This window comes from Litoribacter populi, assembly GCF_007483685.1.
Lineage (GTDB): Bacteria > Bacteroidota > Bacteroidia > Cytophagales > Cyclobacteriaceae > Litoribacter > Litoribacter populi.
The window spans coordinates 594,675-621,571 of record NZ_VMKN01000002.1; the positions used below are offsets into that span (position 1 = coordinate 594,675).

Sequence of the window (26,897 nt, forward strand, 5' to 3'; positions counted from 1 at the left end):
TTTTAAAATATGTCCTATATTAGTTCTGCACATTTTACCCATTGATTATCACCGATGAAGCATAGCTATCTTTTTATCCTATTATTTTCAGTAATTCTGGGTGCCTGTACGAGTTTGGACAAGAAAGGCACAACCCAATACCAGGCCGGTGAGTACCAGCTAGCCATCAATACTTTTTCAAGAATTCTGGAAAAAGACCCTGACAACTTGGAGGCCAACCGGATCGTGGCCGAGAGCTACCGGCTTTCAAACAGGGTCGAAAAAGCCGTACCGTACTATGAAAAGTTGGTAGAGCTGGACTCCACCGCCGAAAATTACTTCAAGAAAGGCATAGGACTGAAAGGTCAAGGGGAATACGACCGTGCAAAAGAGGCTTTTTCTAAAGCAGCCGAATTAACATTTAACGATTCATTGGAAAACCGCTCAAAGCGTGAAATTGCTAACTTGGAGAAACTCGATAATATCGAACCATATTTCCCCAACCATCAACTTGAAAATTACGAACTACTTAACAGCCGCGGAATTGACTATGCGCCAATTGTAAGCGAGAACTTCCTTTACTTTACCAGTTCGAGAGGTGGTGGCGGAATTTACCAAGCCACTGGACAGTCTTACACCAAGCTTTACAGAACCCGGGCAGATGGGGTCAACGTGGATGTGCAAGGCATACAGCCCATGCCTGAGTTCAGAAACGAGGATGGGCTCAATCAAGGTGCCATCGCCATCAGCCCAGACGGAAATACCATAGTATATGCCAGAGGCAACACTACGAATAGAAGGGACCAGCCGGAAGTCAGTTTATATGCATCCTATTTTCGTGGAGCATCTTTCACGGAACCCATCTACATGAACCTCAACGAGGAAACCACCTATTGGAACTCCACCCCTGCATTCAGCCCTGACGGCAAGACCTTGTATTTTGCGTCAAACCGGCCGGGAGGATTTGGTGGAATTGACATCTATAAAGCTACTGTGCTGGCCAACGGAGACTTTGGCAATATCAAAAACATGGGCCCGGAGATCAACACTCCCGGAAATGAGATGTTCCCCCGCGAGGAAGCTAATGGTAACTTCTTTTTCTCCTCCGACGGACACCCCGGATATGGCAAACTTGACCTATTTGTAGCCGAACCTGCAGACAATGGCTATACGGTGAAAAACTTGGGTGATAATATCAACACCACAGCTGATGATTTTGGAATATTCTTCACCAATTACCCCAAAGAAGGGTTTATCACTTCCGATAGGGAAGGTGGTGTAGGTGATGATGATATTTACTACTTCAAGGATATGACCCCCAAACCCAAGGTGGTCAATTTCATGCTTAATTTGACCACAAAAGAGCAAAAAGACGACGGTTCTCAGGAAATCCTGCCGCAGACCAGGGTCACCATGTATGATGAAAACAGCAAGCTGGTAGGTGGAGACAACACCAACCAGCAGGGTCGGGTTAGGTTTAGGCTTTCACCTGAGCAGGATTACTCCATCATAGCTTCAAAAAACGGATACTTCACCAAAAGTATCACTTTCACCACCAAAGGTAAAACCCCTGACCAAAGTGAATTGATCCAGGATGTGACCAATATTACGTTGGACACCACTGTGGTACTTGAGCAATTGGTATTGGAAAAAGCGATTGTGCTTGAGAATATCTACTATGATTTTGACAGGGCTGAGATCAGACCAGACGCTGCACAAGAGTTGGATAAGTTGGTGAAAATCCTGAAGGACAATCCAAACATCCGTATCGAACTTAGCTCACATACTGATAGCCGTGGTTCGGAATCCTACAATGAGGAACTATCCCAAAGAAGAGCTGAATCCGCTGTGGAATACATCATCAGTCAAGGTATAGCTAGAGAAAGACTCGTGGCTAGAGGCTACGGGGAATCCCAACCAATAGCACCTAATGAAAACCCTGATGGTTCCGATAACCCAGAGGGACGTCAGATGAACAGAAGGACAGAGTTTAAGGTTATTGAGATTACTGAGGACTGATAACTTCAGCTAATTAATTAAAGAAAACCGCTTCAGATTGGAGCGGTTTTTTTCTTTTATCATAAATTAAACTGAAATTCGGCCCATGGATTGGCAATACATATGGGAAGGCATACTTGAGGGTTTGGCGCAAACAACCTTATTGGAAGCTGTAGCGGCTTTTTTTGGCGTAGCTAGCGTTTTTTATTCCATCAAAAAGAATATTCTCGTTTTCCCTACAGGCATCATCAGCACCCTGATATACATCTATATCACCGTGGTAGTTGGGCTATATGCCGACATGGGGATTAATTTTTATTATACAGCCATGTCCATCTATGGATGGTACGTTTGGAGTAAGCCAACACCCACAGGCGAGGAGCGACCCGTAACTTACCTAAAGAAAAGTGGTATATTCTATTCTGTAGCCATATTCGCAGCATCTTACTTAACCCTTTATCTGGTCCTTTCAAACTACACGGACAGCACCGTCCCCTATTGGGATTCTTTCACCACGTCTTCCGCATTTGTGGGCATGTGGCTGATGGCAAAGAAGAAGGTGGAGAACTGGATAGCCTGGATCATCACAGACTTGGTATCGGTGCCACTTTATTGGCATAAGGGGCTTATCTTAACTTCTTTTCAGTTTATGGTTTTTACCGTATTGGCTATATTGGGTTTGATCGCTTGGATGAAAGCTGCCAAAAAACCCATCTATGCTTAAGGTTGTCATCATAGGACCTGAATCCACCGGAAAAAGCACCCTTGCTCAAGGGCTGGCGGAATATTTTGGTGAACCTTGGGTGCCAGAATATGCCCGGGAGTACATAGATCGAATTGGCCGGGATTACCTCTATGAGGACTTACTTGAGATTGCCAAAGGGCAGATCCGAGAAGAAAACCGTTTGGAAAATGCAGCCCGAAACCTCCTTTTTTGTGACACTAATCTAATGGTAATAGACGTGTGGAGTAAGCACAAGTATGGGCAAACGGATAAGTGGATTATTGATACCATAAAAAATAGGCCCTATGACCTATACCTTCTCACGGATATAGATATGCCTTGGGAGGAAGATCCCCAGCGTGAGCATCCGGATCCCGAGATGCGAGCTTATTTTTTTGAGCTTTATGCAAAGAAAATTAAGCAAACAAAGGTCCCTTATTCCCTTATCTCCGGCAGTAAAAAGGAAAGGCTGGATAAGGCTATTAAAATAATCCAAGCCTTTTATGAAAAAGGATAAGGCTTATGAATTAAATTATCAATGTAACTGTTGAGTAAATAAAGCAATACAAAAAAGAAAGCAAAAATTCGGGATTTGACCATTTATCATTATTCCGTGTTTTGTAAAAAATTAAAAAGCTTATATTTGCTTATACGCTATTAAAGTACCCTCCCTAATACGGCAGCGCTTCAGTGGCCAAAATAAATTAGAATTTCATCACCTCTTTATGTTAAAACCAAAGTTCCAAAAATCAACACCATTTCATCAGGCATTGAAATCTCGTGTTCAGAGCCACTTCAAGGACAATAATCTACAGCAGACGGGAAACAGTCAGTTGTATACCAAGGCGATTATTTTGACCCTTTCCTTTGTAGCTGTTTACATACACTTGTTATTCTTTACTCCTGTATGGCCGATCGCTCTTCTGGAGAGCATCGTACTTGGTGGCCTGGCAGCCTCTATTGGCTTCAATGTCATGCACGATGGTGCCCACGGTAGTTTCAGTAATCAAAAATGGCTGAATAACCTGGCCGGTGTGTCGATCAATTTCCTTGGCGCCAATGTCTTCATGTGGAAGACCAAACATAATGTAGTCCATCACTCTTACACTAATATTGAAGGTGTAGACGATGATATGAATGCCAGACCTTTTTTGAGGCTTTGCCCCGCACAGAAGCGATATGGCATGCATAAGTATCAGCATCTTTATTTCCTTTTGACTTACAGCTTATTATACCATTACTGGGTATTTGTAACAGATTACAAAAAATATGTCACCGGCAAAGTCGGTATCACTCCCATTCAGAAAATGAAAACTAGCGACCATCTTTCATTTTGGGCATTTAAGCTAGTGCATGCAGTTTTGTTTATAGCTCTACCGATCTATCTGCTAGGCTTTCTCCCTTGGTTGGTAGGCTTCCTGTTATTCGGTTTTTCTACTGGTATTTTCTTAAGCGTAGTTTTCCAAATGGCACATTCCGTAGAAGAAACAATCTTTCCAATTAATAAGGGAACACAGCTTGAGGATGATTGGGCTACTCACCAACTGAGAACCACTGCCAATTTTGCTACCAACAATAAGGTGCTTACTTGGCTAGTAGGAGGATTGAACTTCCAAGTGGAGCATCACCTTTTCCCAAAAGTATCCCACATACATTATCCTGCTATCAGCAAGATCATCAAAGATGTATGTCAGGAGTATCAGGTACCTTATCTGGAACACTCAAGATTGAGACAGGCATTCGCCTCCCATTACTATCACCTAAAAGCTCTGGGAACAGCTTAATTCCCAAAAAAAATTGACCACAAAGTCGAAAAAGTTTTAAAGAAGTCGCACAAAGTTTTAAATCTAACTTGGTGCGACTTTCTTTTTTTATTACCATGGCCCTCATTCTCCATTCCTAATTTTCAACCCTTTGTGCGACTTCTTTTTGAACTTGGTGCGACTTTGTGACCCTTTTCTTTCCCCCGCGATGTAGCCTTTGTGCCCTTATTTTTTCTTTGCGTCCTTTGTGCCCATTGGATTTTGAATAAATAGAGAATTCCGTATTCCCCAATTCCCCATTCCTAATTTTCAATTCTTTGTGTTACTTTTTTGAACTTGGTGCTACTTAGTGACCCATTTTCTTTATCCGCGTCGGAGCCTTTGTGCCCTTATTTTTTTCTTTGTGCCCATTGAGTCCAATTGAATTTTGAATTCCGTGTCCCTAATTTTTAATTCCTAATTCCCAATCCCCTACATTTTTATTTCTATTGCCCATATTGATTATATCCTTACCTTTGCACCATAATTAAAGGGGTGCCCTAATATAACGGGCTGAGATCATACCCATTGAACCTGATACGGGTAGTACCGGCGAAGGGAAATGAGCGGTTACAGAAAGTGGAGCGACCTCCCCTTGGTTTGCTCCTATGTTTAACCAAATGCCGAAAGGCAACAGTTTATCACCATTATATCATGAAAAAGCTTTTATTCATGCTTTCCGCTATGCTATTGAGCATAAGCGCAATGGCGCAGCACAGATTGAGCGGCACCATTATCGACGCCGAAACGGGCGAATCCCTCCCAGGGGCAAACATCATCCTGGAAGGAACCGGAAGGGGAAGTACCTCCGACATGATCGGCCACTTCCAAGTAAACAGGATTCCCAGCGGGGAATACAACGTCAGAGTCTCCTACGTAGGCTACCAAACCACCAGAAGAACCCTTGATATACAGTCTGACCAGGAAATGGATTTCTCTTTGGAGAAAAGCCTGCTTTCTACCGAGGAGTTCATTGTAACAGCCACCAGAGCCAGGGAAACAACCCCTACAACATTCAAAACCATCTCGAAAGAGGAACTCAACAAAAACAACCTCGGGCAAGACATCCCATTCCTACTCAACTACACGCCTTCTGTGGTCAGCCATTCTGATGCTGGCGCTGGTGTAGGTTATACAGGCTTGCGGATTCGAGGCTCCGACCAGTCCAGAATCAACGTAACCGTAAACGGCATACCATTGAACGACGCCGAATCCCACGGGGTATTTTGGGTCAACATGCCGGATTTTGCCTCCTCGGTGGAAAACATCCAAATCCAGCGGGGAGTAGGAACCTCCACCAATGGCGCGGCAACTTTCGGAGCTAGCATCAACATCCAGACCGATACCAAGCGGGAGGAAAGCTACGCCGAGATCGACAATGGTTTCGGATCTTTTAACACCAGAAGACATACCGTAAAAGCCGGTACAGGGCTGTTGAATAAGCGTTGGGCAGTGGATGCCAGACTTTCCCAGATCACTTCTGATGGCTACATCGACAGAGCCTTTTCCGACCTGAAAAGCTACTATGTTTCGGGTGGATACTTTGGAGACAATCATGTTTTCAAAATGAATGTCTTCGCAGGTGCTGAGCAAACCTACCAAGCTTGGAACGGTGTGCCTGAAAGCCTTCTGCAAACCAATAGGACCTTCAACAGTTACACCTACGAAAACGAAACTGATAACTATCAGCAGCAACACTACCAGTTTATCTATGCCGGAAATTGGGGCAAAAACTGGAAGGCCAATGCAGCCTTACATTACACCAAAGGCGCTGGATATTACGAGCAGTTCCGTCCAAATGATCGTCTTTTGCAGAATTATGCCATCCAGCCCATCGTGATTGGGGATCAGGTAATCGAAAGAACTGACATCATCAGAAGAAGATGGTTGGACAATGACTTCTATGGAGCCACCTTCTCCCTAAATTACATTTCCGATGATGGCCGACTCGACGCTATCCTAGGCGGTGGAGCAAACCGATATGATGGGGATCACTTTGGAGAAATCATCTGGATGCGAGTTGCCGGAGACACCGATATTCGCGATCGATATTATGACAACAATGCCGTAAAGGATGACCGCAATATATTCCTGAAAGCCACCTATGAGGTCGTCGATCAGCTTTACCTCTTTGGAGATATGCAGTATAGGGGCATTGATTACCGTTTTGTCGGGATCAACAATGATCTGAGAGACATTAGCGGTTTCCAGAATTATCACTTTTTCAACCCTAAGTTCGGTTTCAGTTATGAAGCTGGAAGAGGCAGAACGCTTTACGCTTCCTATGCAGTGGCAAACAGAGAGCCTGTGAGGAGGGATTTTACGGACAGCCCCCTGATCGAGATTCCAAGACCTGAAAACCTTCAGAACATCGAGGCCGGTATCCGTACCCAGCACAAAAACTTCCAATACGGTGCTAACCTCTATTACATGAAATACAACGACCAACTCGTGCTTACTGGTCAGCTGAATGATGTGGGAGCTTACATCCGTGAAAATGTAGCAAACAGTTATAGAGCAGGGATTGAACTTGACGGTGCGGTGATGCTGTCCCCTAAATGGACTTTGGGTGGTAATATAGCTTTCAGCAGAAACAAGATTGCCGAGTTTACCGAATTCGTGGATGACTATGCAGCAGAGATATTCCAGCAGGAAAGCTTCACCTACACAGATACCGACATAGCATTTTCTCCAAATGTGGTAGCCTCGGCCATGATCGATTTCAGGCCTATTAAAGGATTGGAAGTGTCACTACTTTCCAAGTTCGTGGACAGCCAATACCTGGACAACACTCAAAATGACAATCGAAAGCTGGATGCGTTCTTCACCAATGACCTGAGATTCATATACAAAATCAGCCCTAGGTTTGTGAAAGAAATGGAATTCACTCTCTTAGTCAACAACATCTTCAATGAGCTGTACGAACCAAACGGCTACACCTTCAGCTACTTCCTCCCAGGGGAAGCAGCTGGTGGCAGAGAACTTGTCACCGAAAATTTCTACTACCCCATGGCCGGCACCAATTTCTTAGCTGGTGTGAGTTTGAGGTTTTAAAGATTAATTTTAATAGAAAATTCTTTCAAAAGGAGTTTCACGAATTGAGTGAAACTCCTTTTTGCATTAATATTTGGATTAATTTAAAAATACTTGGAATTATTGATGATCAATTAACTAGAAAAAAGCGTATATTTTAAATGGGAACAATCTGGTTGAAAGACATTGTTAAAATAAAAAACAGCTTTAATCCCTAAACCAGATTCTCTCTACCTTAATTAAAATAGCATGGTTTAAATTTTAACAATGCCCAAAATACTTGAGAAAAACGGTTTTACTTTTTACTTCTTCGCTGCTGATTGTCAAGAAAGACCGCATATTCATATTAAAAAAGGAGAGGGTAAAGGGAAAATTTGGATCGAATCTAATTTGGAAGTCTTTTTTCTTAAGGGTTTTAAAGTTAAAGAAAAAAGAGAAATTATGAGTTTGGTTAGAAAGCACATTTCACACTTAAAAGAGCAATGGTATGCCTACTGTAATAACTGATAAATCTGATTTTGACACAATTGAGGATATTATTAACCAATTTGAAAAGGACGCTGAAGTAGACATTTATTCTTCAAAAATGTCTACTATAGACCAGGCTATTGCCATGGGGCAAATTGAGATTGCCAGACTAATTATTCTAGAAGAGAAAGACAAACTGCAATTTGTTTTAAGCAACGGCACAGTCATAGATCGAAAGATAAGCCAATTCCCAGCACTGGATAAGGCAAGCAAGCTGAGTTTAGACAATTTCGAGAACATGGGAAATGGCATTATATGGGAAGAAATTCCCAATGCAGACATATCTCTAAAGCATTTATTGGAAGAAGAAATCCTACTTAAATTCAACCTTAAAGTAGCCTAACCTCTACTTACACCCTACCCCCTCTACCGCTCCAATCCGCCTCCCTTTCGGGTTCTCTTCGGGTCCACGATGGGTTTTAGCATACAGGAAGCGTGGTAGAAGTATAGTAAAAAGCTACAAGATTGAAGATGAAAGCTTAACGTACGTTTCTAGATCTCTCCACTCCGCTTTGCTTCGGTCGAGAAGACGCTAGGGCTGCAGTACCTATCCAGAAACTTACCCACCACCTCAATGGTCTTTTCTTCCCGCTCAAACATTCCCATGTGCCCAGTCTCGGGAAGTTCGAAATAGAAATCCACAATAGGTTCATGCTTGCGGCTGTCCTCCAGCTTTATGGCAGCATCTGCTTGTCCGGCAATCATCATTTTAGGTCCTTGGAAGTTTTTGAGCACATCTATGCGATCTTTACGGTCACGCATAGCTTTGGTGAAAGCCATCAGGCCCGGATAAGAAGTTTTGTGAGCGAGTTCCACCGCAAAGTCTATTTTATCTTTCAGTTCCTCCCGTCGGTGTTCCGGAAATAATGGTGGCACAAAGGAAGAAACAAACTTGTCCACACCATGCTTTTCCACGAAAGTCAAGGTCCTGTTTCTCATCCCGATTTTTTCCTCATCATCTGCAAAAGCCGTTGAATGAAACAATCCCAGTCCCCCCAGCTTTTCTCCCATTAGTTCTGCCAAGGCCAAAGTAACATAACCTCCCAAGGAGTGCCCGATAAGAATAGGTTTCACGAGGCCCAACTCCTCCATCCAATCTTCTAACAGGACTGCAGCTAGCTCTAGGCTGATTTCCTCCTCCAGCCACCGGCTCTCACCAAAACCCGGCAAATCGGGACACAGAACCCTGTAGTTTGGGGAAAAAGCCTCTTCAAACGCCTTCCACATCTCCTTGCTCTCACAAAACCCATGAATAAAAATCAACGGTTGACCGTTTCCAACTTCCTTAAAACCTATTTCGCTCTGTATCATATTCCCTTAAAACAAGAAAACCGCAACTTCCGATGCGGCCCCCTAATATTTCTATATTTCCTTATTTCTATATTTCAATATTTCCTTATTTCACCTCAACAGTTACCTCATGCAACGCTCTCACTGCTTCAGCAATCCCATCAGGATCAAATCCACATTCACGGTGCAATTGAATCTGCTCTCCATGCTCAATCACATCATCAGGAATACCCAACCTTTTCACCTGGGCTTGATAACCGTGGTCGATCATCCATTCCAAGACAGCACTTCCAAAGCCACCCATCAGACAACCGTCCTCCACAGTGACTACTTTCTTGAATTTGCCGAAAATCTCATGCAATAGCTCCCCATCCAATGGCTTCACGAACCTCATGTCGTAATGCGCCGGATTAAGGCCATCTTTAGCTAATGATTCCGAAGCTTCAGTTACATAGTTGCCTATATGACCAAGGGTAAGTATAGCTACCTCTTCGCCTTCCTTGACGATGCGGCCTTGACCAACTGGGATTTCCCTCATAGGCTGTCTCCAGTCAGGCATCACACCCTGCCCTCTAGGGTAGCGGATGGAATAAGGTCCGTTGTATTTACTGGCCGAGTACATCATATTTCTCAGCTCCTCCTCATTCATTGGCGCACTGATCACCAAGTTAGGGATGCAACGGAAAAAGGCGATGTCATAGGCTCCGTGGTGAGTTGGTCCATCGGCTCCGGCAAATCCAGCCCTATCAAGGCAGAATACTACCGGAAGATTCTGAAGACACACATCATGTAGCACCTGATCATAGGCACGCTGCATAAATGTACTGTAAATATTACAAAATGGCTTTAAGCCTTGGGTAGCAAGGCCGGCACTGAAGGTAACGGCATGCTGCTCGGCTATCCCCACATCAAAAGCCCTTTCAGGCATGGCGTCCATCATGATATTCATCGAGGAACCAGATGGCATGGCTGGGGTTACCCCCATTATGGTTTCATCCTCTTCAGCCAACTCTACCAAGGTATGTCCGAAAACATCCTGATATTTTGGAGCTTGAGGGGTTGTATAAACTTTCTTGGAAATCTCTCCGGTGATTTTGTCAAACTTCCCTGGTGCGTGCCATTTGGTTTGATCTTTTTCAGCTAAGGCATAGCCCTTGCCTTTTACGGTCACACAATGCAAAATCTTTGGTCCTGGAATATCCCTCAGATCGCTAAGCACTTCCACCAAATGATCTACATCGTGTCCATCAACCGGGCCGAAATAGCGAAGATTCAGAGATTCAAACAGATTGCTCTGCTTCAAAAGGGTAGATTTGATGGCATGCTCTACGCTGGAGATAACCTCCTGAGCACTTGAGCCAAATTTGCTAAACTTACCCAATAGCTTCCAAACATCATCTTTGACTTTATTGTAAGTATGGGAAGTGGTGATATCGGTTAAGTAATCCTTCAATGCGCCCACGTTTGGATCGATGGACATGCAATTGTCATTGAGGATGATGATCATGTTGGTGTCTGAAACCCCGGCGTGGTTCATCGCCTCAAAAGCCATCCCCCCAGTCATGGAACCGTCACCGATCACGGCGATATGTTGTCTCTGCTTTTCACCTTTGTATTTGGACGCCATGGCCATGCCAAGAGCTGCAGATATAGACGTGCTGGAGTGTCCAACTCCAAAAGTATCGTAGTTGCTTTCTTTTCTTTTTGGAAAACCTGAAAGACCTTTATACAGTCTGTTGGTATGAAATTGATCTCTACGTCCGGTAAGGATTTTGTGTCCGTAGGCCTGGTGTCCTACATCCCAGACAAGCTGGTCATAGGGGGTTTCCATTACGTAATGCAAAGCCACAGTTAGCTCCACTACACCTAGACTTGCCCCAAAGTGTCCACCATAAACGGATACGTTGTCAATAATAAACTGTCGAAGTTCATCACATATCTGTACAAGCTGATCTTTGTTGAATTTCTTCAAATCGGCAGGACTGTCGATTTGGGCAAGCAATTTTCCAGGTTCTATCAACATCTACTTGGTATCTTTTGAAATAAATAACTTAAACCCTTAAGGTTTGTTCAGGCCAGTCAAACATACGGCCAAAAAACTTTAAACCTTACTTTTTCGGGGTCAAATATTTATTTTTCTTTTTATGTAATATCTTTGAATTCAATTAGATTGGCAAAAATACAACAATTTTAATATATCCAGTGAGTTTCGAAATCAAATTACCATTATTCGAAGGCCCTTTTGACCTTTTGCTCTTCTTCATCGAAAGGGATGAGCTGGATATATACGACATTCCTATTTCCAAGATCACTAACGAATTTCTGCAATACATACACCAATTGGAGAAATTGGAGATTGAGGTGGCCAGTGAGTTTATACTAGTAGCCGCCACCCTGATGAAGATCAAATCCAAGATGCTCATCCCACGTCCGGAACTCAATGCTGACGGGGAGGAAATTGACCCCAGAGAGGAATTAATCAAGCATCTCTTGGAGTACAAGAAATACAAGTCGGTGATTCAGGAGCTCTCCACCATGGAGGAAAACCGCCTTTCCCGAAAAGCAAGGGGTAATGTGATCGACGAGCTCAAGTCTCTCAGCGAAGTGGATAGTGTAGATGCCGAGATGCAGGACCTTGACCTTTACAAACTCCTCAAGGTGTACCAGCGGGTAATGGCCAAGTATGCCAACCGGACCGATGAAACCACCCACACGGTAATTCAATACCCTTATACGATCGACCAACAAAAGAACTTTGTGCTCGAAAAATTGAGCTTTACCAACAGGGTTCCATTTACTCAGTTTATATCATACAAACCGGATAAAATCTTCGTGATTTATACCTTTTTGGCCATTTTGGAATTATTACAGTTATCTTTGGTGACGATAAAAATTGGTGAAGGCTTCAACAATTTTTGGGTGGAAAAAGTAGAAGAAGTACCTGTACTGTAATATGAAATTAGACAATAAGGAGATTTTTAAAACCTTGAACCCGAACAAGGTTTGGGTTCCCGTGGCTATCGGCCTTGGGATCGTCTTCCTTATGTTTTACCTTGACCCCAACGTCAATGCCCAGACTTTGAGTGGTGTTTTTGATGCTTCGGTTGGTGGAATATTGCTTGCCGTACTCTTTATTTTTATGCGGGATGCAGGCTATGTGTACCGGATTCGGAAGATTTCGGACGAACACCTCACCTGGGTTAGGGCCATTTATGTCATTATTCTGTGGGAATTTGCCTCCGCTGTTACCCCTTCCATTGTTGGTGGGACGGCAGTAGCGGTTTTTATACTTCATAAAGAAGGCATTAAATTAGGAAAAGCCTTGGCATTTGTAATGGTTACAGCCATTTTGGACAACCTTTTCTTTGTGATTGGAGCTCCGATCATCCTTTTTTGGGCAAAGGGTCATATCTTCCCCGATACCCGCATGATGGAATTACGGCTGGGGGCCAGCATTCAATACCTCTTCTGGATCAGTTACACTCTTTATGCTGTCTATACGCTGATTATGTCCGCGGCTCTTTTTTATCGTCCAAGGGTTTTTAAATGGATACTACTTAAGATATTTTCCATTCGTTTCATCAGAAAATGGAAAACCAACGCCAATGATTATGGAAACCAGATTATTGATGCCAGCGAGACCTTTAAGGATAAAAGTTATAAATACTGGTTGTCAATAATTGGAGCCACTGTCTTTATCTGGTCCGCACGGTACCTGATGCTCAACGCCTTGATCTCTTCTTATAAGTCTTTGGATTTCTTTGAACACATCATCGTTTTCGCTCGGCAGATCATCATGTGGATTGTCATGATGGTGTCCCCCACCCCTGGCAGCAGCGGCACGGCCGAGTTTTTCTTCGCACAGTTTTTCGCAGAGTTTTTGCCGGGATACACTTTTGTGACCAGCATACTTTGGAGGCTGCTTTCCTATTATCCATATCTAATTTTGGGGGCGATTTTCTTACCGAAATGGATCAAGCAGGTTTTCTTCAAAAAAGGAAAGCGCAACAAAAAGTAGCGCTTTACCAGGTTTGCACGTAAATACTGAAAAGAGATACCATGAAAAAACTAGCCATATCCATCATTATGCTTGGCACATTCGCCTTCCAGTGCAAAGCCCCAGAACCGGTAACTGTCGGCGATTGCATAGATAAGAACAAAATCAAACCCGATGCCGCCTGCTACATGATCTACAATCCCGTCTGCGGCTGCGACAACAAAACCTACAGCAACGACTGCGTGGCTATCAACAGTGGGGTGACAAAATGGACTGAGGGAGAATGTGAGGGGGAAAATTAGTTTAATGGATTAATAAGTCGCCGTGATTTTCGCTTCCCTAAATCCACGGCGACTTGGATGAATGGTTTAACTGGCTCCCCCTTAAACCATTCATCCAGCACCTTGACAATGCGAAGCGTTGTCAACAGCGATTAAACCCTTAAACCTGCACCTGCACTACTAAGTCATTCTGCTCCACCATATCACCCTCAGCCAGCACGATTTTCTTCACGGTGCCTGCAGAGGAAGCAGAGATGGTGCTTTCCATCTTCATGGCCTCAATTACGAATAATGGCGTGTTTTCTTCTACTTGATCGCCTTCTTTGACCATAATCGCAGAAATCCTTCCTTGTAAGGGCGCTCCCACATCCCCTTCGGATTCGATTTTCTTATTGGTAACTTTAACAGCCTTTACAGATTTATCCTTCACCTGTATTCTTCTTGCCTGTCCATTGAGCTCAAACGACACCAGTCGCATGCCCAAATCGTCGGGCTGGGAAACAAACAATAATTTGATGATGATGACTTTTCCGGGACCGATTTCCACTAGGATCTCCTCATTGGGTTTCAATCCATACAAGAATGCCAAAGTTGGAATCTTGCTTGGATCACCATATTCCTCCCTGAATGCCCTATACTCTTTAAAGACTTTAGGATAAAGCTTATAAGAAAGGAAATCAAGCTCGGAATTGAAGTCGCCAAACTCCTCCCTGAAAGCTGCCATCTCCTTATCGAAGTCTATGGGTTGCAAGTGGGCATTTGGCCTGTCGGTGAATGGTTTGGCCCCTTTTAATATTATCTTCTGTAAGTCCTCTGGAAATCCACCCTCTGGCTGTCCAAGCTCTCCCTTAAATAACCCGACCACAGACTCAGGAAAGGACAATTCTTTCCCCTTTGCAAATATATCCTCCTTAGTCAGGTTATTAGAAGTCATGAAAATGGCCATGTCACCTACCACTTTGGAACTCGGTGTTACCTTCACGATATCGCCAAACATCTCATTGACCACATCATAGTTTTTCTTCACCTCCTCAAACTTGTCTTCCAAGCCCAAAGCTGATACTTGCGGCCTGAGGTTAGAATACTGACCACCAGGAATCTCATGCTTATAGACCTCCGCTGTACCGGCTTTCAGTCCAGACTCAAATGGATAATAAAACTCCCTTACATCTTCCCAATAGGTGGAAAACTTGTTGAGCCCTTCCACATTAAGCTTGTTTTCTCTTTCTGTGCCCTTGGTATAGGCCAGGATGGAATTGAAGTTTGGTTGAGAGGTGAGCCCTGACATACTTGCCATAGCCACATCCACTACGTCCACTCCAGCCTCCATTGCCTTTAGATAAGTGGCCGACTGTATGCCAGAGGTGTCATGGGTGTGCAGGTGAACAGGCACGCTGATGTTTTCTTTTAGGTTGTGTATGAGTTCCTGCGCCGCATAAGGCTTCAGCAATCCCGCCATATCTTTAATACACAATATATGGATGCCTTCATCTTCCAATCTTCTAGCTAGGTCGATGTAATATTGAAGGTTGTATTTTTTGTTATTTGGATCAAGGATATCATTGGTGTAGCAGATGGCCCCTTCGGCCAGTCCACCTGTCCTTTCTTTCACGGCCCGGATGCTGACTTTCATGGCCTCCAGCCAGTTGAGCGAATCGAATATCCGGAAGACGTCCACCCCATTTTCCCAGGACTTTTCGATGAACTTTTCTACTAAGTTATCTGGATACGCGGTGTAACCCACCGCATTAGAGCCTCTGATAAGCATCTGCAACAGGATATTTGGAACTGCTTCTCTAATCTGCTGTAGGCGCTTCCAGGGATTTTCATGTAGAAACCTCATACAAACATCGAATGTAGCCCCGCCCCAAACTTCCATGCTAAACACTTCCGGATGGTTTTTGGCAAATGCCTCCGCTACTTTCAGCATATCTATACTTCGAACTCGGGTGGCCAATAAAGACTGGTGAGCATCCCGGAAAGTTGTGTCGGTGAAATGAAGAGGTTTCTCCTTCTTCAACCATGTCGAAAAACTCTCTGGACCTAGCTCAGTAAGCAGATCTTTGGTGCCTTTAGGGAACTCACTATACCTATCAAATGAAGGTACTTTGGGGTTCCTAAATTTCTTGTTGGCATCCTTAAACTTGATATCGGGGTTGCCGTTGACCACCACCTCAGCGAGGTATTTTAATGTATTGGTTCCGCGGTCCTTTTTTCTGGGAATGCTGAATAGCTCTGGGTGGTTGTCAATAAATTTAACAGTAGCTCTTCCTTCAAAAAAGGTTGGGTGTGAAATGACATTTTCTAAAAAGCCTATATTGGTCTTCACCCCTCGGATCCTAAATTCACGCAAAGTCCTTCCCAAGCGTTGGCTGGCACCTTTGAGGGTTCGGCCGGAAGCGGATATTTTCACCAACATGCTGTCAAAGAAGGGGGAAATCTTTACACCTGGGTAGCTACTTCCCTCATCGATCCTGATACCAAAGCCACCTGCATTTCGATAGGCGATGATGGTACCGTAATCAGGTTTGAACCCATTTTGGGGGTCCTCTGTAGTGATACGGCATTGTATGGCAAAACCATTAGCCACGATTTCCTCTTGGCTGTTTATATAGATTTGTGGATGGGAAAGCTCCATTCCGCTGGCCACCAGTATCTGGGTGCGGACGATATCTATGACTGTAATTTCCTCAGTAATGGTGTGTTCAACTTGGATTCTTGGGTTTACTTCAATGAAGTAGATGCGTTCATCTTTGTCCACCAGGAATTCAACGGTACCTACGTTGTTATAATTTACCTCTTTGGCAATAGAGAGAGCGTACCCGTAAATTTTATCCTTAGCTTCTTGGGAAAGGGTGGCACTTGGCGCTACTTCCACCACCTTTTGAAATCTCCTTTGAACGGAGCAATCCCTTTCAAAAAGGTGGACCAGATTGCCATAATTGTCCCCGACGATTTGTACTTCTATGTGCTTGGGGTCATCTATATATTTTTCAAGGAATACGGTATCATCGCCAAAGGCTTTCAGTGCTTCATTTTTGGCGTCCAAGAAAGACTGTTTGAAGGCTTTTTCCTCTTTCACTACACGCATCCCGCGGCCTCCCCCGCCAGCAGCTGCCTTGATCATCACTGGAAAACCTATCCGGTTGGCTTCGGAAAGTCCGATCTCCACGGTAGTCAACTCCTCATGGCTGTCCTCGATGATGGGTACCTCTGATTTAATGGCAATCTTTTTAGCAGCCACCTTGTCTCCAAGATTTTCCATTACCTCCGGCTCCGGACCAACGAAAATGATTCCCTCCTCTTTACATCTTCTGGCAAAACGCACATTTTCCGACAGGAAGCCATAGCCTGGATGGATGGCATCAACTTCATTGCGCTTGGCAACGGTTATGATTTCCTCTATGTCAAGGTATGGTTTCAAAGGTTCCTCATCCTGCCCGACCTGATAGGCTTCGTCAGCCTTATAGCGGTGCAAGGAATAGCGGTCCTCATAAGTGTAAATGGCAACGGTGCGGATTTTTAATTCGGAAGCGGCTCTGAGCACGCGGATGGCAATCTCCCCCCGGTTGGCCACCAGGAGTTTGCTAATCTTGTGAATAGGCATAAAAGTAAAACTGTTTAAAAGTTATGCGTTTTGGGTTTATTATTTTCAATAAAAAGACTTGAGAATTACCAATATAAGAAATCTCAATCGTTTTCACTTGCATTCTGCGTTATAAAACAAAGGCAGATCAAAAATTAAACCATATTTTGGACCAGGGATCACGGGTAATTAATCAAACCGCAGAACCTGTCCCGAGAGCAAAGCGAACCGGGAGGACGCAGAGGGACGCAAAGAAAAAATGATATGTAGGAAATGGGTTTTAGCATGAAAGTACTCTTTGCGCACCTTTGCGCTCTTTGCGGTTAAGTTATTTTGAGGTAAATTAAAAAACCACAGAGGCCCAGAGGTACCAGAGTAATTTTCTCTGAGGTCTCAGCGCCACTGTGGTTTATTTACTAAGCAATTAACTTTCAGTTCAATTATACTCTCTCAGCTTGGGAGAAGAAGAAGTTTCCTTCGATCTCAGCGTTTTCGTCGGAGTCAGATCCGTGAACGGCGTTGGCGTCGATAGACTTGGCAAACATATTTCTGATAGTACCTTCAGCAGCTTCAGCTGGGTTGGTAGCTCCGATAAGTTTTCTGAAGTCTTCCACAGCGTTGTCTTTTTCCAAGATAGCCGCTACGATAGGACCAGAAGACATGAAGGATACCAAATCATTGTAAAAAGGTCTTTCTTTGTGTACTTCGTAGAATTTGCCCGCAAGGTCAGCCGACAATTTCGTTGCTTTCATGGCTACGATTTTGAATCCTGCCTCTTGGATCATTTTAAGGATAGCTCCTGTATTGCCTGCGCCAAACGCGTCAGGCTTGATCATAGTAAATGTTCTATTAGTTGCCATTTTACGTATTTTTTTCTAGGTTTAAAATAGGGCACAAATTTACGGCTTTTAACCGAAAGTCCGAACCAATCGGCAGAAATAAACCTTATAGTTTTCATTTCTAGGCGATTACACCTATTGGGAAAATTCGAAAATAATACAGACCTTTGCACCCTATGTGCTGGATACTGCAGCCAAAACATTACACATGCAAGACTTAGAGTTATTTAAACAACAAATATCTTCACCAAAAAAAGTTGTGATTACCACCCACCATAAGCCTGATGCTGATGCACTTGGCTCTTCGCTGGGGATGGCCAACTTCCTGAAAAAGAAGAAGCACGAAGTGACCGTTATTACGCCTTCGGACTACCCTTCTTTTCTTGCTTGGATGAAAGGCAATGATGAGGTGCTCAACTTTGAGGACGAAGCCCATCAACCAACTGCAATTGAAAAAATCAAAGAGGCTGACATTATCTTCGGGCTAGACTTCAGCTGCCTGAGCAGAACATATGATATGGAGCCCTACATCCGGGAATCCAATGCATTTAAAGTCAACATAGACCATCACCAGGATCCTGAGGATTTTGCGGATTTCACTTATCTTAGCACCAAAGCAGCAGCTACTTGCGAACTGATATATGAACTGATCGTAAAAATCGGCGACAGAAACCTGATAGACTGTGATATTGCCGAATGCCTTTATTCGGGCATTATGACGGACACGGGAGGCTTCAAGCACCCCAACACCACCAAAAACGTCCACTTGGTCACTGCCGAGCTAATTGACCTTGGCGCGGACAACTCCAAAATCAGTCGCCTGATCTATGACACCAATTCAGTGGACAGGCTTAAGTTTTTGGGTTTTGCCCTTTCCAGAAGATTGGTAATTTTGCCTGACCTTCAGACCGCCTATTTTACGGTAAGCAAGAAAGATCTCAGAAAATACAATTCCCAGACCGGCGACACGGAAGGCTTAGTCAATTATGCCCTTTCCTTAGACGGAATCAAGATCGCGGCCCTTTTCACAGAAAGAAAAGACGGCGTCAAAATAAGCTTCAGATCGACAGAAGACGTAGCTGTCAATAAATTTGCCGCTAAATACTTCAACGGAGGCGGGCACAAAAATGCTTCTGGAGGCAAATCCGAAGATCCGCTGCCCGAGACGGTAGAGCGATTTGAAAAACTAATCAAAGAAAACAAACAATCCCTATTCAATCAATTAGAATTAATCGATGAGAAACATTAAGAATTTAATCCTTGCCGGAGGTATCCTGGCAACCGCAGTAGCAGTAAGCAGTTGTGACAGCGGAAGAAAAGCGACTACAGCTGATGGCACTGAGTACAAGTACATCAAAGAGGGCTCCAAGGCTCCCAACAATGGTGAGTATGTACTTTATCACTTCACTGCTGAAAATGAGAATGATTCCACTTTCATTTCCAGTTATGAGCAACACGCCCCAGCATATCTTCAATACAACGATACTGCACAAGCACAGTCCGGTATCGACGAGATCTTCATGAACCTTAAGAAAGGGGATAGTATCCTTGTGGAAACTACAGCAGAAAAAATGTTTGGTGGATTCGGTGTTCCTCCGTTCTTGACTGCCGAAGAGACCATCAGGTTAAGAATCGGAGTAGTCGATGTATTGGACGAGGCAGCATTCCAAGATTTCTTCACCGCTATGGCTGAAGAGCAGCAGGAAAGACAAGCCAGAGAGTCTGTGGAGCAAACAGAAGCAGATATCCAAATCATTGAGAATTACATTGCCGAAAATAATCTTCAAGCAAACAGGACAGAATCAGGGCTTTTCTACGTCATTGAGGAAGAAGGTTCTGGAAAAGAAGTAAATGCCGGCGATATGGCTAAAGTTCATTACACAGGTTATGTGTTGGATGGAAGGGTGTTTGACACCAGTCGTGAGGACATCGCCAGAGAGCAAGGTATCTTTAATGAAGCTAGAGGAGGATATGAGCCGATCGAGGTTCAGGTAGGTGCAGGCCGCGTGATTCAGGGCTGGGACGAAGGTCTTCAGCTTTTGAGACAAGGATCTAAAGCAAAACTGCTTATCCCTTCTCCACTTGCTTACGGAAACAGACAGGCGAGTGAGGTGATCACACCAAATTCAGTATTGGTTTTCGACGTTGAAGTAACAGACGTAAAATAAAAACTTAAAGCCTTCGTCATTATATTGCGAAGGCTTTATTTTACCCTTAGTAAGCATACAGTTATGAAAAAATCATTCTTGGCGGTTTTAGGCTCCGCTGTATTATTTGCGGCTTGTATCAATGATGATGAGTCTCAGCAGAACATCCATGATAGGGATCTTTCACGTATTCAACAATATCTCCAGGAGACCCCAATCCCCGGTGTTAAAACAGAAGAAGATGGAGCTAATGGTATTGTAATGATCTGGCATAACGAAGTAGAAAGTGGCAGAAGCCCCGAACAGGGTGACAGTGTGTTTGTGAATTATACCGGAATGTTTTTGGACGGAAGGGTTTTTGACACCTCAGTGGACTCTGTGGCTCAGGAACATGGCATAACAAAACAGGCTCCATTCGAACCTTGGGGATATGTATTTGGTTTTGGACAAGTAATTGAAGGCTTTGATTTTACGGTTTACAATATGAAAGTTGGAGAAACCGTAACCACACTGATTCCTTCTATTTACGCCTATGGAACAGGGGGATCACGCGACGGTTCTATTCCTTCCAATACTCCTCTAAGATTTGATATAGAATTGATAAGCATACCAGATGCACCAGAAGAAGAAATATGATGTTGAAAAGAAGTATTATTTGGGCAGTATTGGCTATCACCGCCTTTTCATGCGACCAGTTCGATTTTGGTGAGCAGTACGATTATGATGGCAATTTGGCAAGAGACAAGGAAAAGATCGAAAACTTCCTTGCCACAAACCCCTATGAGTATATAGAAAAAATTGAGGACGAAAGCGGTGTAGTAATCTTGGTACAAGAAGAAGGCACAGCAAACCGACCTACTGCGGGAAGTATTGTCTACACCAATTACGTGGGAAAACTTACTGACGGGACTGTATTTGACACCACATATGAAGATGTCGCTATTGAGAACGATATCCATAATGAGAGTAGAATATATGAACCTATGTCTTTTTCCCTATTCAGCCAGGGGACCATTGAAGGCTTCTCACATGGCTTCAGAAACCTCCGCAGCGGTTCTACAGGTGTATTAATCATTCCTTCGCCATTAGCGTATCGTAACGATGAGGAGCGCGACAACATACCCGCTAACTCTGTCTTGGTATTCGAAGTTGAGTTTTTGGGAATGGATTAAGAGATAAAAATAATCTTTATTATAAAAGGCGCTTAACTTTAGTTGGGCGCCTTTTTACGTGCCTAGAAGTCAGGCTAGTTGACTAGTAAAAGGTAAAAAGGAAAAGTAAGGCAAGGAGTAAAGTACTTTTGACTTCTTACTTTTCGCCTCCTACTATTCCAAAGCTTTGCGCTCTTGGCGCTAAACTTTGCGCTCTTGGCGTGAAACTTAAACGTAACAAAACACAAAAACCGGATCAAAGACCCGGTTCTGTGGAACAAGCAGTGGTTAAACGTGAAAGGTTATTATGGGTTGCCTGTTCTAAATGACCATGTTGGGCTGTTGGCAACTCTTCTGCCGTCATACTTAGCCACTACATACCAGTAATATGTTGTTGCCGGTTGAAGGTCTGCGACCACAACTTCCCTTGCAGCTAAGTTCTCCCCAACGATTGTTTGTGTAGTAGAATTAGACTGGAAGATATAAACAGTGTATTCAAGCTCCCTATCTCTATTGTCCTGATCCACGCTCCATTTGAAGGAAAATGAAAGAGGCTGATTTACCGCACCATTTCCTGGAACCGGATCATAGATGACCACATTGCCCGCATCCATATCATCCTCAAGCAGGAAGAAGGTCAAAGAGGTATTCTCTTCCTCATACACAGCAATATTTATAGTACCGGATAGATAGTCTTTTTTACGGGCATTAATGACCACATCCCCAAACCGAACTTTATGCAGTTCAAATACTCCTTCCTCGTTTGTAAGCACACTGGTACTTGCCGGGGTGGTGGTAACTTGCACTCCTGAAAGTGGCTCATAGGATTCCCCATCTACTACTACACCGGAAATGGTTCCAAATCTATCAATGTCGATATTCTCTAGTTCGCAACCCAAAAAAGAAACGCTGATTGCCAATAAGCACAAATAATTTATATACTTCATTTTACTGTTAATTTCCGATGTACATTTTAATTCCAAACTTGAATCCGAGGATCAGGTCATTAAAGCTTCCTGCCGAGACGCCATCATAGGTATCACTGAGGTGCTGGTTAACATAGGCTTCACCCATCATGGCAGTCTTATTTCCAAACACGTATTCTAAACCTGCAGTATAATTTACTAAAGGAAACCAGGTCTGATTGGATAAGGCTATGTTATTGCCAAAATTATAGTAGGTCCCTGCACCTACCCTTGCATAAGGAGAAAGCTTCCCTGAAGGGTTTGCCAAGTATTTAATTCCCGTAGTTCCAAAAAACTCTCTTGAATTAACCACATCGCTGATATTGACTTGCTGATAACCAAGCTCATTGTCGATATACAAACTATTAGAAAGTCCAAAGCCAAAACTAGCGGCAAAACCTGTTTGAGGTGTACTACTGGAATAATCTCCGATATAAGATTGAGTTGTAAATTTAGGAGAAACATAGAACGAGGACCTATGGTTGAACCTATGTAATCGGCCTATGTAATCAGTTTCCACATTATCGCTTTTTTCCGTCAAATAATGGTCAATAAGCTGCTTGGTAGTATCGGAATCTTCCTTCAATTCCCACAGATTTCCCATGACTCCTTCCAAAACTAAACTGTGAACTGCTTTTTCAACAGCCTCAGTAATGGCCATTTCTGTAGGCTCATTATATGTATAGCCCGTTTCTGCCTCCAGAAGCCTTCGAAATTTGACATATCTGAAAAAGCCTGCAGAAACTTCCTGTGAAAGTATGGATTTGGTTGTATAAACAGTTTTAAGGACTTTACCGTTACTAGTGGATACAGCTCTAAGATAAATGCTTACCCGGTCTTCACGATATTGGGAAGAGGCGTCGCTGCCAAAATACCTAACCCCAGCACCACCTGTGAAGATGTTGGTTTCATAAGAGATAATTCCACCTTCTAAAAGAACCCCTGCAAATAGTAAAGGAGGAAGCAACACATTGTTGGTACCCTCATATTGCTCTCTGCTTGAACGAATGATTTTTCTTTCGTTCAGAAGGTTACTGATATTTTCCCTCTCGATTGGCACAAACCATTTGGATTCTTCCAGGGCCCTGATAAGGATATTGGTGGCTCCCTGAGTTACGGCAGTGGACCAACTGGCCCCAACATTCGTTTCTTTATATTGACCAGTCTGATCACGAAACTTGTAAACTGCGACAACAACGGGTTCTTTTGGCTCAGGGAGATTCAAAAGTTCTTTTTTCATTCTCGTTTCTGGTCCTAAGCTCGCATCCCGATCACCAAATGGTTGATGAAAATAAGGTGAACAACTCGAAATTAAAACTATAAACAAAATTAGCCCAATACCTTTAGTATAAAAGGCTTCATACGCTCTACTCATCAAAAATAAATCTTAATCAAAAATTAATTTGTAGGTACTTCAACCACAGTTGATCCACCTGTCCTAGAGTCCACTATGGTGACCACAATTCCGCTTCCCCCGTCACTCACATTTACTCTATAATCACCCAAATTATAACTGCCTTCGGAAAAATCTTCTGACCCGAATTGGAGATCTACTATCTCTCTGGCAAGTCGGCTTAAAACTTGTCTATTAAGATTTTCAGCAAATTCATCCATCGGATCTCTATTTACTTCTGCCGGATCCTTAAAAGTATCCTGGGCTTGAGCTGAACTAAGCATCCATTGATAGTTAAAAGTATCACCACCAAAAGCTGGATTTTTTGGTTGATAGACAAGTCGCTGGGCATGACTGAAACCAATCATCAATGGAAAAATAAACAACATTAAGAGAAAAACTTTTTTCATATCACTTAAAATTTAATTAAAATATCCCCGAACCTGAGCGCTCATCACCCTCCAGATCCCTTTTTATCTGTTCAAAATTAGCTAAATAATTCTGTAAAGTAAATACAGTTTCAGCTGCTAAATTTTCCACAAATTCTAATCTTGGCTGTAAAAATGTTTGGATAACCATAGTTTCATTAATAGAAACTTCAATCATCGTCATATTTAATCTAAATGGGCGTTCAATAATGAAAATGGTGTAATTCCTTGCCTCAACAGGTGGTTCCCAATCCCTATAAAAAAAATCATAAAAATCATTCCCACTTTTGGTCATGGTTTCTTCGATAATCAATCCATCTATTTCCAATTCCAACTCCCCTTTCATTCTCTTGGTTTCTTCTTTAGTGATATTTTCCAAGAGGTTTTTCAATGCTTCAGGAGCTTCTTTTAAATCAGTGGTATCCTGCCTTAACTGGTTAATTATAGAATCGCTGGATGTTTTTAAAAATGTAGTATCAACTTGCGCTTCGGAATGGAAAGCAAGAATGAAAAAAAACAAGATCAAAACCAACACTCTCATCACAAAAATCATTAGATCACTTCCATCCTAAAGTAAAGGATAATCCAATTCATAAGCAAATCTTAACACCGAAATATATTGATAAAAATGCACTCTATAACACCTGAAATAAATGCAGACTAAATTAATTAATTTCCAGTAAAAACATATACCCTCATACCTTCACCAGCCATGCCGGACTCCTGAAATATTTTTAGAGAACTATCCTCTCCGCTCACAATGGCATTTATGGAATGGCGTTCCCCTTTTTGAAAAATATCTACAGCCCGGCCACCATACATTAATAATTCAATATGATTATAATTCCCTTCCTGCCTAATGTTACCAGAGGACCTACTTCCAGAATTATTAAAAACATAAACATCAAGCACATTCCCAGTACCGGACTGGTCTATTATGAAATTTGAAAAATTCCCTCTTTGAATAAAATTAATGAAATTAATGTCCCCAAGCTGTTGAAGCAATAACTCGTGAGCACTACCTCGCTGATCAACTCGGCCAATGTTTGCCACTCCACCTTGCCGTACTAAAGTTACATTTTGGTTAAACCCACGATTTTCCTGGACAGATCTGGCTACATTTACATTTCCTATTTGTTGTATATAAGCTAAGTTCTGAAAATTAAAACTAGCTTGCTCTATAGCATTTACGTTTAAAAGAATGATTTCATCCACATTTTGTTGAAATCCTAAACTTTGACTCTTTGCATATGGGAAGACAAGGAGGAAGGTTGCGAGAAGAAGAATAAGATTTTTCATACTGATGGGTCTTTTTTTAAACAACACCCTAAATACCAGCATGGTTTAACAAAAAAAACTCCCCAGAAAGTTCTGGAGAGTTTTAATATCCTTTGTTCTATTGTGGATTATCTCTGCATTACAGTAGCAGTGTTACCTACACCTATCTGCAGAACACCAGCAGCATGACCATTACCAGACTGGAATACAGCAGCAGAGTTGTCTCTACCTACTTGAGTCACGCCAGCTTTGTTACCGTCTCCATGCTGAGCGATAAGAGCTGAGTTAGATCCACCACCGAATAACGGGAACCCGCTTTGAGAAATCATAGCCTCGTTTTCAGCACCTTTCTGAAGGATAGCGGCTGCATTACCGTTGTTTCTTTGATTTACACGTGCAGTGTTTTCATATCCAAATTGTGCTACAGCTGCAATGTTATCATTATTTCTTTGAGAAATGTTTGCATAATTTTCATCACCTACTTGAGCTAAAGCAGCAAGGTTATCATTTCCTCTCTGGGAAATAAAGCCTTTATTCTCATCACCGATTGCTGCTACAAAAGCACTGTTATCGTTTCCATTTTGAGCCACATAATGAGTATTTTCATCACCAATCTGAGCAAAAGCTACTGAATTATCTGCACCTATTTGGTTAACACCTGTTGTACCAGTCCAATAAGGATTTACACCTGAATTGTTTCCAGAACCAATTTGGCTCATAACAATATCGTTACCAGCTCCAGTTTGTCCAGTTGTAGCAATGTTAGCATCACCAACTTGAGAAACAAATACACTGCTTCCACCTGAAGACTGACCACTTGTTGCATAGTTCCCACTACCAGTTTGTAGGTGAGTAGCATCGTTTCCACTTTGAGCTTGAGTCAAATAAGAATAGTTGTCGCTCCCAGTTTGTACCTGAAGACCAGTGTTTCCACCATTCCAAGCATTCGCTTCAGCTCTGTTATCATTTCCAGTTTGAATCTGAGAATGGTCATTCACACCGCCCCAAGGATTTCTTTGGAAAATAGAAGCATCATTTCTGTTACCAGTCTGGATTTGAGAAGCTGTAGAACCTCCATTATCTTCTTGATTAATTGATGCGGCATTTCTGTTACCTGTCTGAATTTGAGATGCTACATTATTATCTGAATCAGAAGATCTATCTCCACCTACACCATTTTGATCGATGGTAGCCTCATTACGATTACCAGTTTGGATTTGAGAACCAGAATTCCCTTCTCCGTTTTGAGTAGTAGTCGCTTTGTTATCATTTCCAGTTGAAAGTATAAAAGCTCCATTAGAACCAGTTTGGTCTACTGTTGCAGCATTGCGATTACCTAATTGGGTTACATCAGCTGTATTTTGCGCCATGGCGAAGGTCGCAGCGAAGACCATTCCTAAAACTAAACTTGTTTTTTTCATTTTGTTAAGAATTAAAAGTTAAAAGTTAAAATTGAGTAAATTGATTTTTAATTGTTT

Annotated in this window: 24 protein-coding genes and 1 riboswitch; of the genes, 14 read left to right on the forward strand and 10 right to left on the reverse strand. The window is 42.8% G+C overall.

Going from position 1 to position 26,897, the window contains the following annotated elements; translation table 11 throughout:
- Positions 1-54 precede the first annotated feature (54 nt).
- The 7 genes from FPL27_RS18340 (at position 55) to FPL27_RS18370 (ending at position 8,407) form a co-directional block, all read left to right on the forward strand.
- Entirely contained in the window at positions 55-1,998 is a 1,944-nt protein-coding gene (locus FPL27_RS18340) for an OmpA family protein (RefSeq protein WP_143962676.1), read from the forward strand.
- Between the two features lie 85 nt (positions 1,999-2,083).
- Positions 2,084-2,701, forward strand: a complete 618-nt coding sequence (gene pnuC / locus FPL27_RS18345; protein WP_143962677.1) for a nicotinamide riboside transporter PnuC — start codon at positions 2,084-2,086, stop codon at positions 2,699-2,701.
- Positions 2,694-3,218: an AAA family ATPase gene (locus tag FPL27_RS18350; protein WP_143962678.1), complete on the forward strand. Its 525-nt coding sequence runs from the start codon at positions 2,694-2,696 to the stop codon at positions 3,216-3,218. The genes pnuC and FPL27_RS18350 overlap by 8 nt, the downstream gene beginning before the upstream one ends.
- Before the next feature lie 208 nt (positions 3,219-3,426).
- Positions 3,427-4,485 (forward strand): fatty acid desaturase family protein, encoded by a 1,059-nt coding sequence (locus FPL27_RS18355; RefSeq protein ID WP_143962679.1) that lies wholly within the window; start codon positions 3,427-3,429, stop codon positions 4,483-4,485.
- A gap of 499 nt (positions 4,486-4,984) precedes the next feature.
- Positions 4,985-5,082, forward strand: a riboswitch (TPP riboswitch).
- 75 nt (positions 5,083-5,157) lie between these two features.
- Entirely contained in the window at positions 5,158-7,557 is a 2,400-nt protein-coding gene (locus tag FPL27_RS18360) for a TonB-dependent receptor (RefSeq protein ID WP_143962680.1), read from the forward strand.
- Between the two features lie 246 nt (positions 7,558-7,803).
- Positions 7,804-8,043 carry a DUF4160 domain-containing protein gene (locus FPL27_RS18365; protein WP_143962681.1) on the forward strand — a complete coding sequence of 80 codons (240 nt, stop codon included), beginning with the start codon at positions 7,804-7,806 and terminating at the stop codon, positions 8,041-8,043.
- Positions 8,024-8,407 (forward strand): DUF2442 domain-containing protein, encoded by a 384-nt coding sequence (locus tag FPL27_RS18370; protein ID WP_143962682.1) that lies wholly within the window; start codon positions 8,024-8,026, stop codon positions 8,405-8,407. The genes FPL27_RS18365 and FPL27_RS18370 overlap by 20 nt, the downstream gene beginning before the upstream one ends.
- A 149-nt stretch (positions 8,408-8,556) precedes the next feature.
- Here the strand turns inward: FPL27_RS18370 and FPL27_RS18375 are convergent, their stop codons facing one another.
- Positions 8,557-9,375 carry an alpha/beta fold hydrolase gene (locus FPL27_RS18375; RefSeq protein ID WP_143962683.1) on the reverse strand — a complete coding sequence of 273 codons (819 nt, stop codon included), beginning with the start codon at positions 9,373-9,375 and terminating at the stop codon, positions 8,557-8,559.
- Between the two features lie 85 nt (positions 9,376-9,460).
- Complete coding sequence (dxs, locus tag FPL27_RS18380) at positions 9,461-11,377, reverse strand: 1-deoxy-D-xylulose-5-phosphate synthase (protein WP_143962684.1); 1,917 nt, start codon at positions 11,375-11,377, stop codon at positions 9,461-9,463.
- 179 nt (positions 11,378-11,556) lie between these two features.
- Here dxs and FPL27_RS18385 point away from each other — a divergent pair, with 179 nt between their 5' ends.
- Genes FPL27_RS18385 through FPL27_RS18395 form a run of 3 tightly spaced genes read left to right on the forward strand, consistent with a single transcriptional unit; the run spans position 11,557 to position 13,653 of the window.
- A complete protein-coding gene (locus FPL27_RS18385; protein WP_143962685.1) occupies positions 11,557-12,306 on the forward strand; it encodes a segregation and condensation protein A in 750 nt (249 codons plus the stop codon).
- 1 nt (position 12,307) lies between these two features.
- The gene (locus FPL27_RS18390; protein WP_143962686.1) at positions 12,308-13,372 is read left to right on the forward strand and encodes a lysylphosphatidylglycerol synthase transmembrane domain-containing protein; all 1,065 of its coding nucleotides are present in this window, start codon (positions 12,308-12,310) and stop codon (positions 13,370-13,372) included.
- A 41-nt stretch (positions 13,373-13,413) separates the two neighbouring features.
- Complete coding sequence (locus FPL27_RS18395) at positions 13,414-13,653, forward strand: Kazal-type serine protease inhibitor family protein (RefSeq protein ID WP_143962687.1); 240 nt, start codon at positions 13,414-13,416, stop codon at positions 13,651-13,653.
- A 139-nt stretch (positions 13,654-13,792) separates the two neighbouring features.
- Here the strand turns inward: FPL27_RS18395 and FPL27_RS18400 are convergent, their stop codons facing one another.
- Complete coding sequence (locus tag FPL27_RS18400; protein ID WP_143962688.1) at positions 13,793-17,239, reverse strand: pyruvate carboxylase; 3,447 nt, start codon at positions 17,237-17,239, stop codon at positions 13,793-13,795.
- A 419-nt stretch (positions 17,240-17,658) separates the two neighbouring features.
- Entirely contained in the window at positions 17,659-18,078 is a 420-nt protein-coding gene (locus FPL27_RS18405) for a nucleoside-diphosphate kinase (protein WP_143962689.1), read from the reverse strand.
- Positions 18,079-18,265: 187 nt separating this feature from the next.
- Here FPL27_RS18405 and FPL27_RS18410 point away from each other — a divergent pair, with 187 nt between their 5' ends.
- From FPL27_RS18410 to FPL27_RS18425, 4 genes are all read left to right on the forward strand, one after another.
- Positions 18,266-19,306 (forward strand): DHH family phosphoesterase, encoded by a 1,041-nt coding sequence (locus FPL27_RS18410; protein ID WP_143962690.1) that lies wholly within the window; start codon positions 18,266-18,268, stop codon positions 19,304-19,306.
- The gene (locus tag FPL27_RS18415) at positions 19,293-20,225 is read left to right on the forward strand and encodes an FKBP-type peptidyl-prolyl cis-trans isomerase (protein WP_143962691.1); all 933 of its coding nucleotides are present in this window, start codon (positions 19,293-19,295) and stop codon (positions 20,223-20,225) included. Before FPL27_RS18410 ends, FPL27_RS18415 begins: the two co-directional genes overlap by 14 nt.
- Positions 20,226-20,288: 63 nt before the next feature.
- Positions 20,289-20,840, forward strand: coding sequence for an FKBP-type peptidyl-prolyl cis-trans isomerase (locus tag FPL27_RS18420; RefSeq protein WP_143962692.1), 552 nt, complete (start codon positions 20,289-20,291; stop codon positions 20,838-20,840).
- Positions 20,837-21,376, forward strand: a complete 540-nt coding sequence (locus tag FPL27_RS18425; protein WP_317129457.1) for an FKBP-type peptidyl-prolyl cis-trans isomerase — start codon at positions 20,837-20,839, stop codon at positions 21,374-21,376. The genes FPL27_RS18420 and FPL27_RS18425 overlap by 4 nt, the downstream gene beginning before the upstream one ends.
- A gap of 284 nt (positions 21,377-21,660) precedes the next feature.
- Here FPL27_RS18425 and FPL27_RS18430 read toward each other — a convergent pair whose 3' ends face one another.
- From FPL27_RS18430 to FPL27_RS18455, 6 genes are all read right to left on the reverse strand, one after another.
- The gene (locus FPL27_RS18430; RefSeq protein WP_143962693.1) at positions 21,661-22,302 is read right to left on the reverse strand and encodes a carboxypeptidase-like regulatory domain-containing protein; all 642 of its coding nucleotides are present in this window, start codon (positions 22,300-22,302) and stop codon (positions 21,661-21,663) included.
- A 7-nt stretch (positions 22,303-22,309) separates the two neighbouring features.
- The gene (locus FPL27_RS18435) at positions 22,310-23,560 is read right to left on the reverse strand and encodes a CsgG/HfaB family protein (protein ID WP_235893496.1); all 1,251 of its coding nucleotides are present in this window, start codon (positions 23,558-23,560) and stop codon (positions 22,310-22,312) included.
- Between the two features lie 158 nt (positions 23,561-23,718).
- Positions 23,719-24,123 carry a curli production assembly/transport component CsgF gene (locus FPL27_RS18440; RefSeq protein ID WP_143962695.1) on the reverse strand — a complete coding sequence of 135 codons (405 nt, stop codon included), beginning with the start codon at positions 24,121-24,123 and terminating at the stop codon, positions 23,719-23,721.
- Positions 24,124-24,139: 16 nt separating this feature from the next.
- Positions 24,140-24,694 (reverse strand): CsgE family curli-type amyloid fiber assembly protein, encoded by a 555-nt coding sequence (locus FPL27_RS18445; protein ID WP_143962696.1) that lies wholly within the window; start codon positions 24,692-24,694, stop codon positions 24,140-24,142.
- Between the two features lie 116 nt (positions 24,695-24,810).
- Positions 24,811-25,440 (reverse strand): hypothetical protein, encoded by a 630-nt coding sequence (locus tag FPL27_RS18450; RefSeq protein ID WP_143962697.1) that lies wholly within the window; start codon positions 25,438-25,440, stop codon positions 24,811-24,813.
- Between the two features lie 107 nt (positions 25,441-25,547).
- Positions 25,548-26,840, reverse strand: coding sequence for a hypothetical protein (locus FPL27_RS18455; protein ID WP_143962698.1), 1,293 nt, complete (start codon positions 26,838-26,840; stop codon positions 25,548-25,550).
- Positions 26,841-26,897: the final 57 nt, after the last annotated feature.

Bases quoted from the DNA above. Each gene is read 5' to 3' on its own strand.
- FPL27_RS18440 (WP_143962695.1), bottom strand. From the start codon at position 24,123: ATGAAAAAAGTTTTTCTCTTAATGTTGTTTATTTTTCCATTGATGATT.
- FPL27_RS18410 (WP_143962690.1), top strand. From the start codon at position 18,266: ATGCAAGACTTAGAGTTATTTAAACAACAAATATCTTCACCAAAAAAA.
- FPL27_RS18365 (WP_143962681.1), top strand. From the start codon at position 7,804: ATGCCCAAAATACTTGAGAAAAACGGTTTTACTTTTTACTTCTTCGCT.
- FPL27_RS18435 (WP_235893496.1), bottom strand. From the start codon at position 23,560: ATGAAAAAAGAACTTTTGAATCTCCCTGAGCCAAAAGAACCCGTTGTT.
- FPL27_RS18455 (WP_143962698.1), bottom strand. From the start codon at position 26,840: ATGAAAAAAACAAGTTTAGTTTTAGGAATGGTCTTCGCTGCGACCTTC.
- FPL27_RS18370 (WP_143962682.1), top strand. From the start codon at position 8,024: ATGCCTACTGTAATAACTGATAAATCTGATTTTGACACAATTGAGGAT.
- FPL27_RS18375 (WP_143962683.1), bottom strand. From the start codon at position 9,375: ATGATACAGAGCGAAATAGGTTTTAAGGAAGTTGGAAACGGTCAACCG.
- FPL27_RS18390 (WP_143962686.1), top strand. From the start codon at position 12,308: ATGAAATTAGACAATAAGGAGATTTTTAAAACCTTGAACCCGAACAAG.
- dxs (WP_143962684.1), bottom strand. From the start codon at position 11,377: ATGTTGATAGAACCTGGAAAATTGCTTGCCCAAATCGACAGTCCTGCC.
- FPL27_RS18405 (WP_143962689.1), bottom strand. From the start codon at position 18,078: ATGGCAACTAATAGAACATTTACTATGATCAAGCCTGACGCGTTTGGC.
- pnuC (WP_143962677.1), top strand. From the start codon at position 2,084: ATGGATTGGCAATACATATGGGAAGGCATACTTGAGGGTTTGGCGCAA.
- FPL27_RS18450 (WP_143962697.1), bottom strand. From the start codon at position 25,440: ATGAAAAATCTTATTCTTCTTCTCGCAACCTTCCTCCTTGTCTTCCCA.
- FPL27_RS18445 (WP_143962696.1), bottom strand. From the start codon at position 24,694: ATGATTTTTGTGATGAGAGTGTTGGTTTTGATCTTGTTTTTTTTCATT.
- FPL27_RS18430 (WP_143962693.1), bottom strand. From the start codon at position 22,302: ATGAAGTATATAAATTATTTGTGCTTATTGGCAATCAGCGTTTCTTTT.
- FPL27_RS18360 (WP_143962680.1), top strand. From the start codon at position 5,158: ATGAAAAAGCTTTTATTCATGCTTTCCGCTATGCTATTGAGCATAAGC.
- FPL27_RS18425 (WP_317129457.1), top strand. From the start codon at position 20,837: ATGATGTTGAAAAGAAGTATTATTTGGGCAGTATTGGCTATCACCGCC.
- FPL27_RS18355 (WP_143962679.1), top strand. From the start codon at position 3,427: ATGTTAAAACCAAAGTTCCAAAAATCAACACCATTTCATCAGGCATTG.
- FPL27_RS18395 (WP_143962687.1), top strand. From the start codon at position 13,414: ATGAAAAAACTAGCCATATCCATCATTATGCTTGGCACATTCGCCTTC.
- FPL27_RS18340 (WP_143962676.1), top strand. From the start codon at position 55: ATGAAGCATAGCTATCTTTTTATCCTATTATTTTCAGTAATTCTGGGT.
- FPL27_RS18415 (WP_143962691.1), top strand. From the start codon at position 19,293: ATGAGAAACATTAAGAATTTAATCCTTGCCGGAGGTATCCTGGCAACC.
- FPL27_RS18420 (WP_143962692.1), top strand. From the start codon at position 20,289: ATGAAAAAATCATTCTTGGCGGTTTTAGGCTCCGCTGTATTATTTGCG.
- FPL27_RS18350 (WP_143962678.1), top strand. From the start codon at position 2,694: ATGCTTAAGGTTGTCATCATAGGACCTGAATCCACCGGAAAAAGCACC.
- FPL27_RS18400 (WP_143962688.1), bottom strand. From the start codon at position 17,239: ATGCCTATTCACAAGATTAGCAAACTCCTGGTGGCCAACCGGGGGGAG.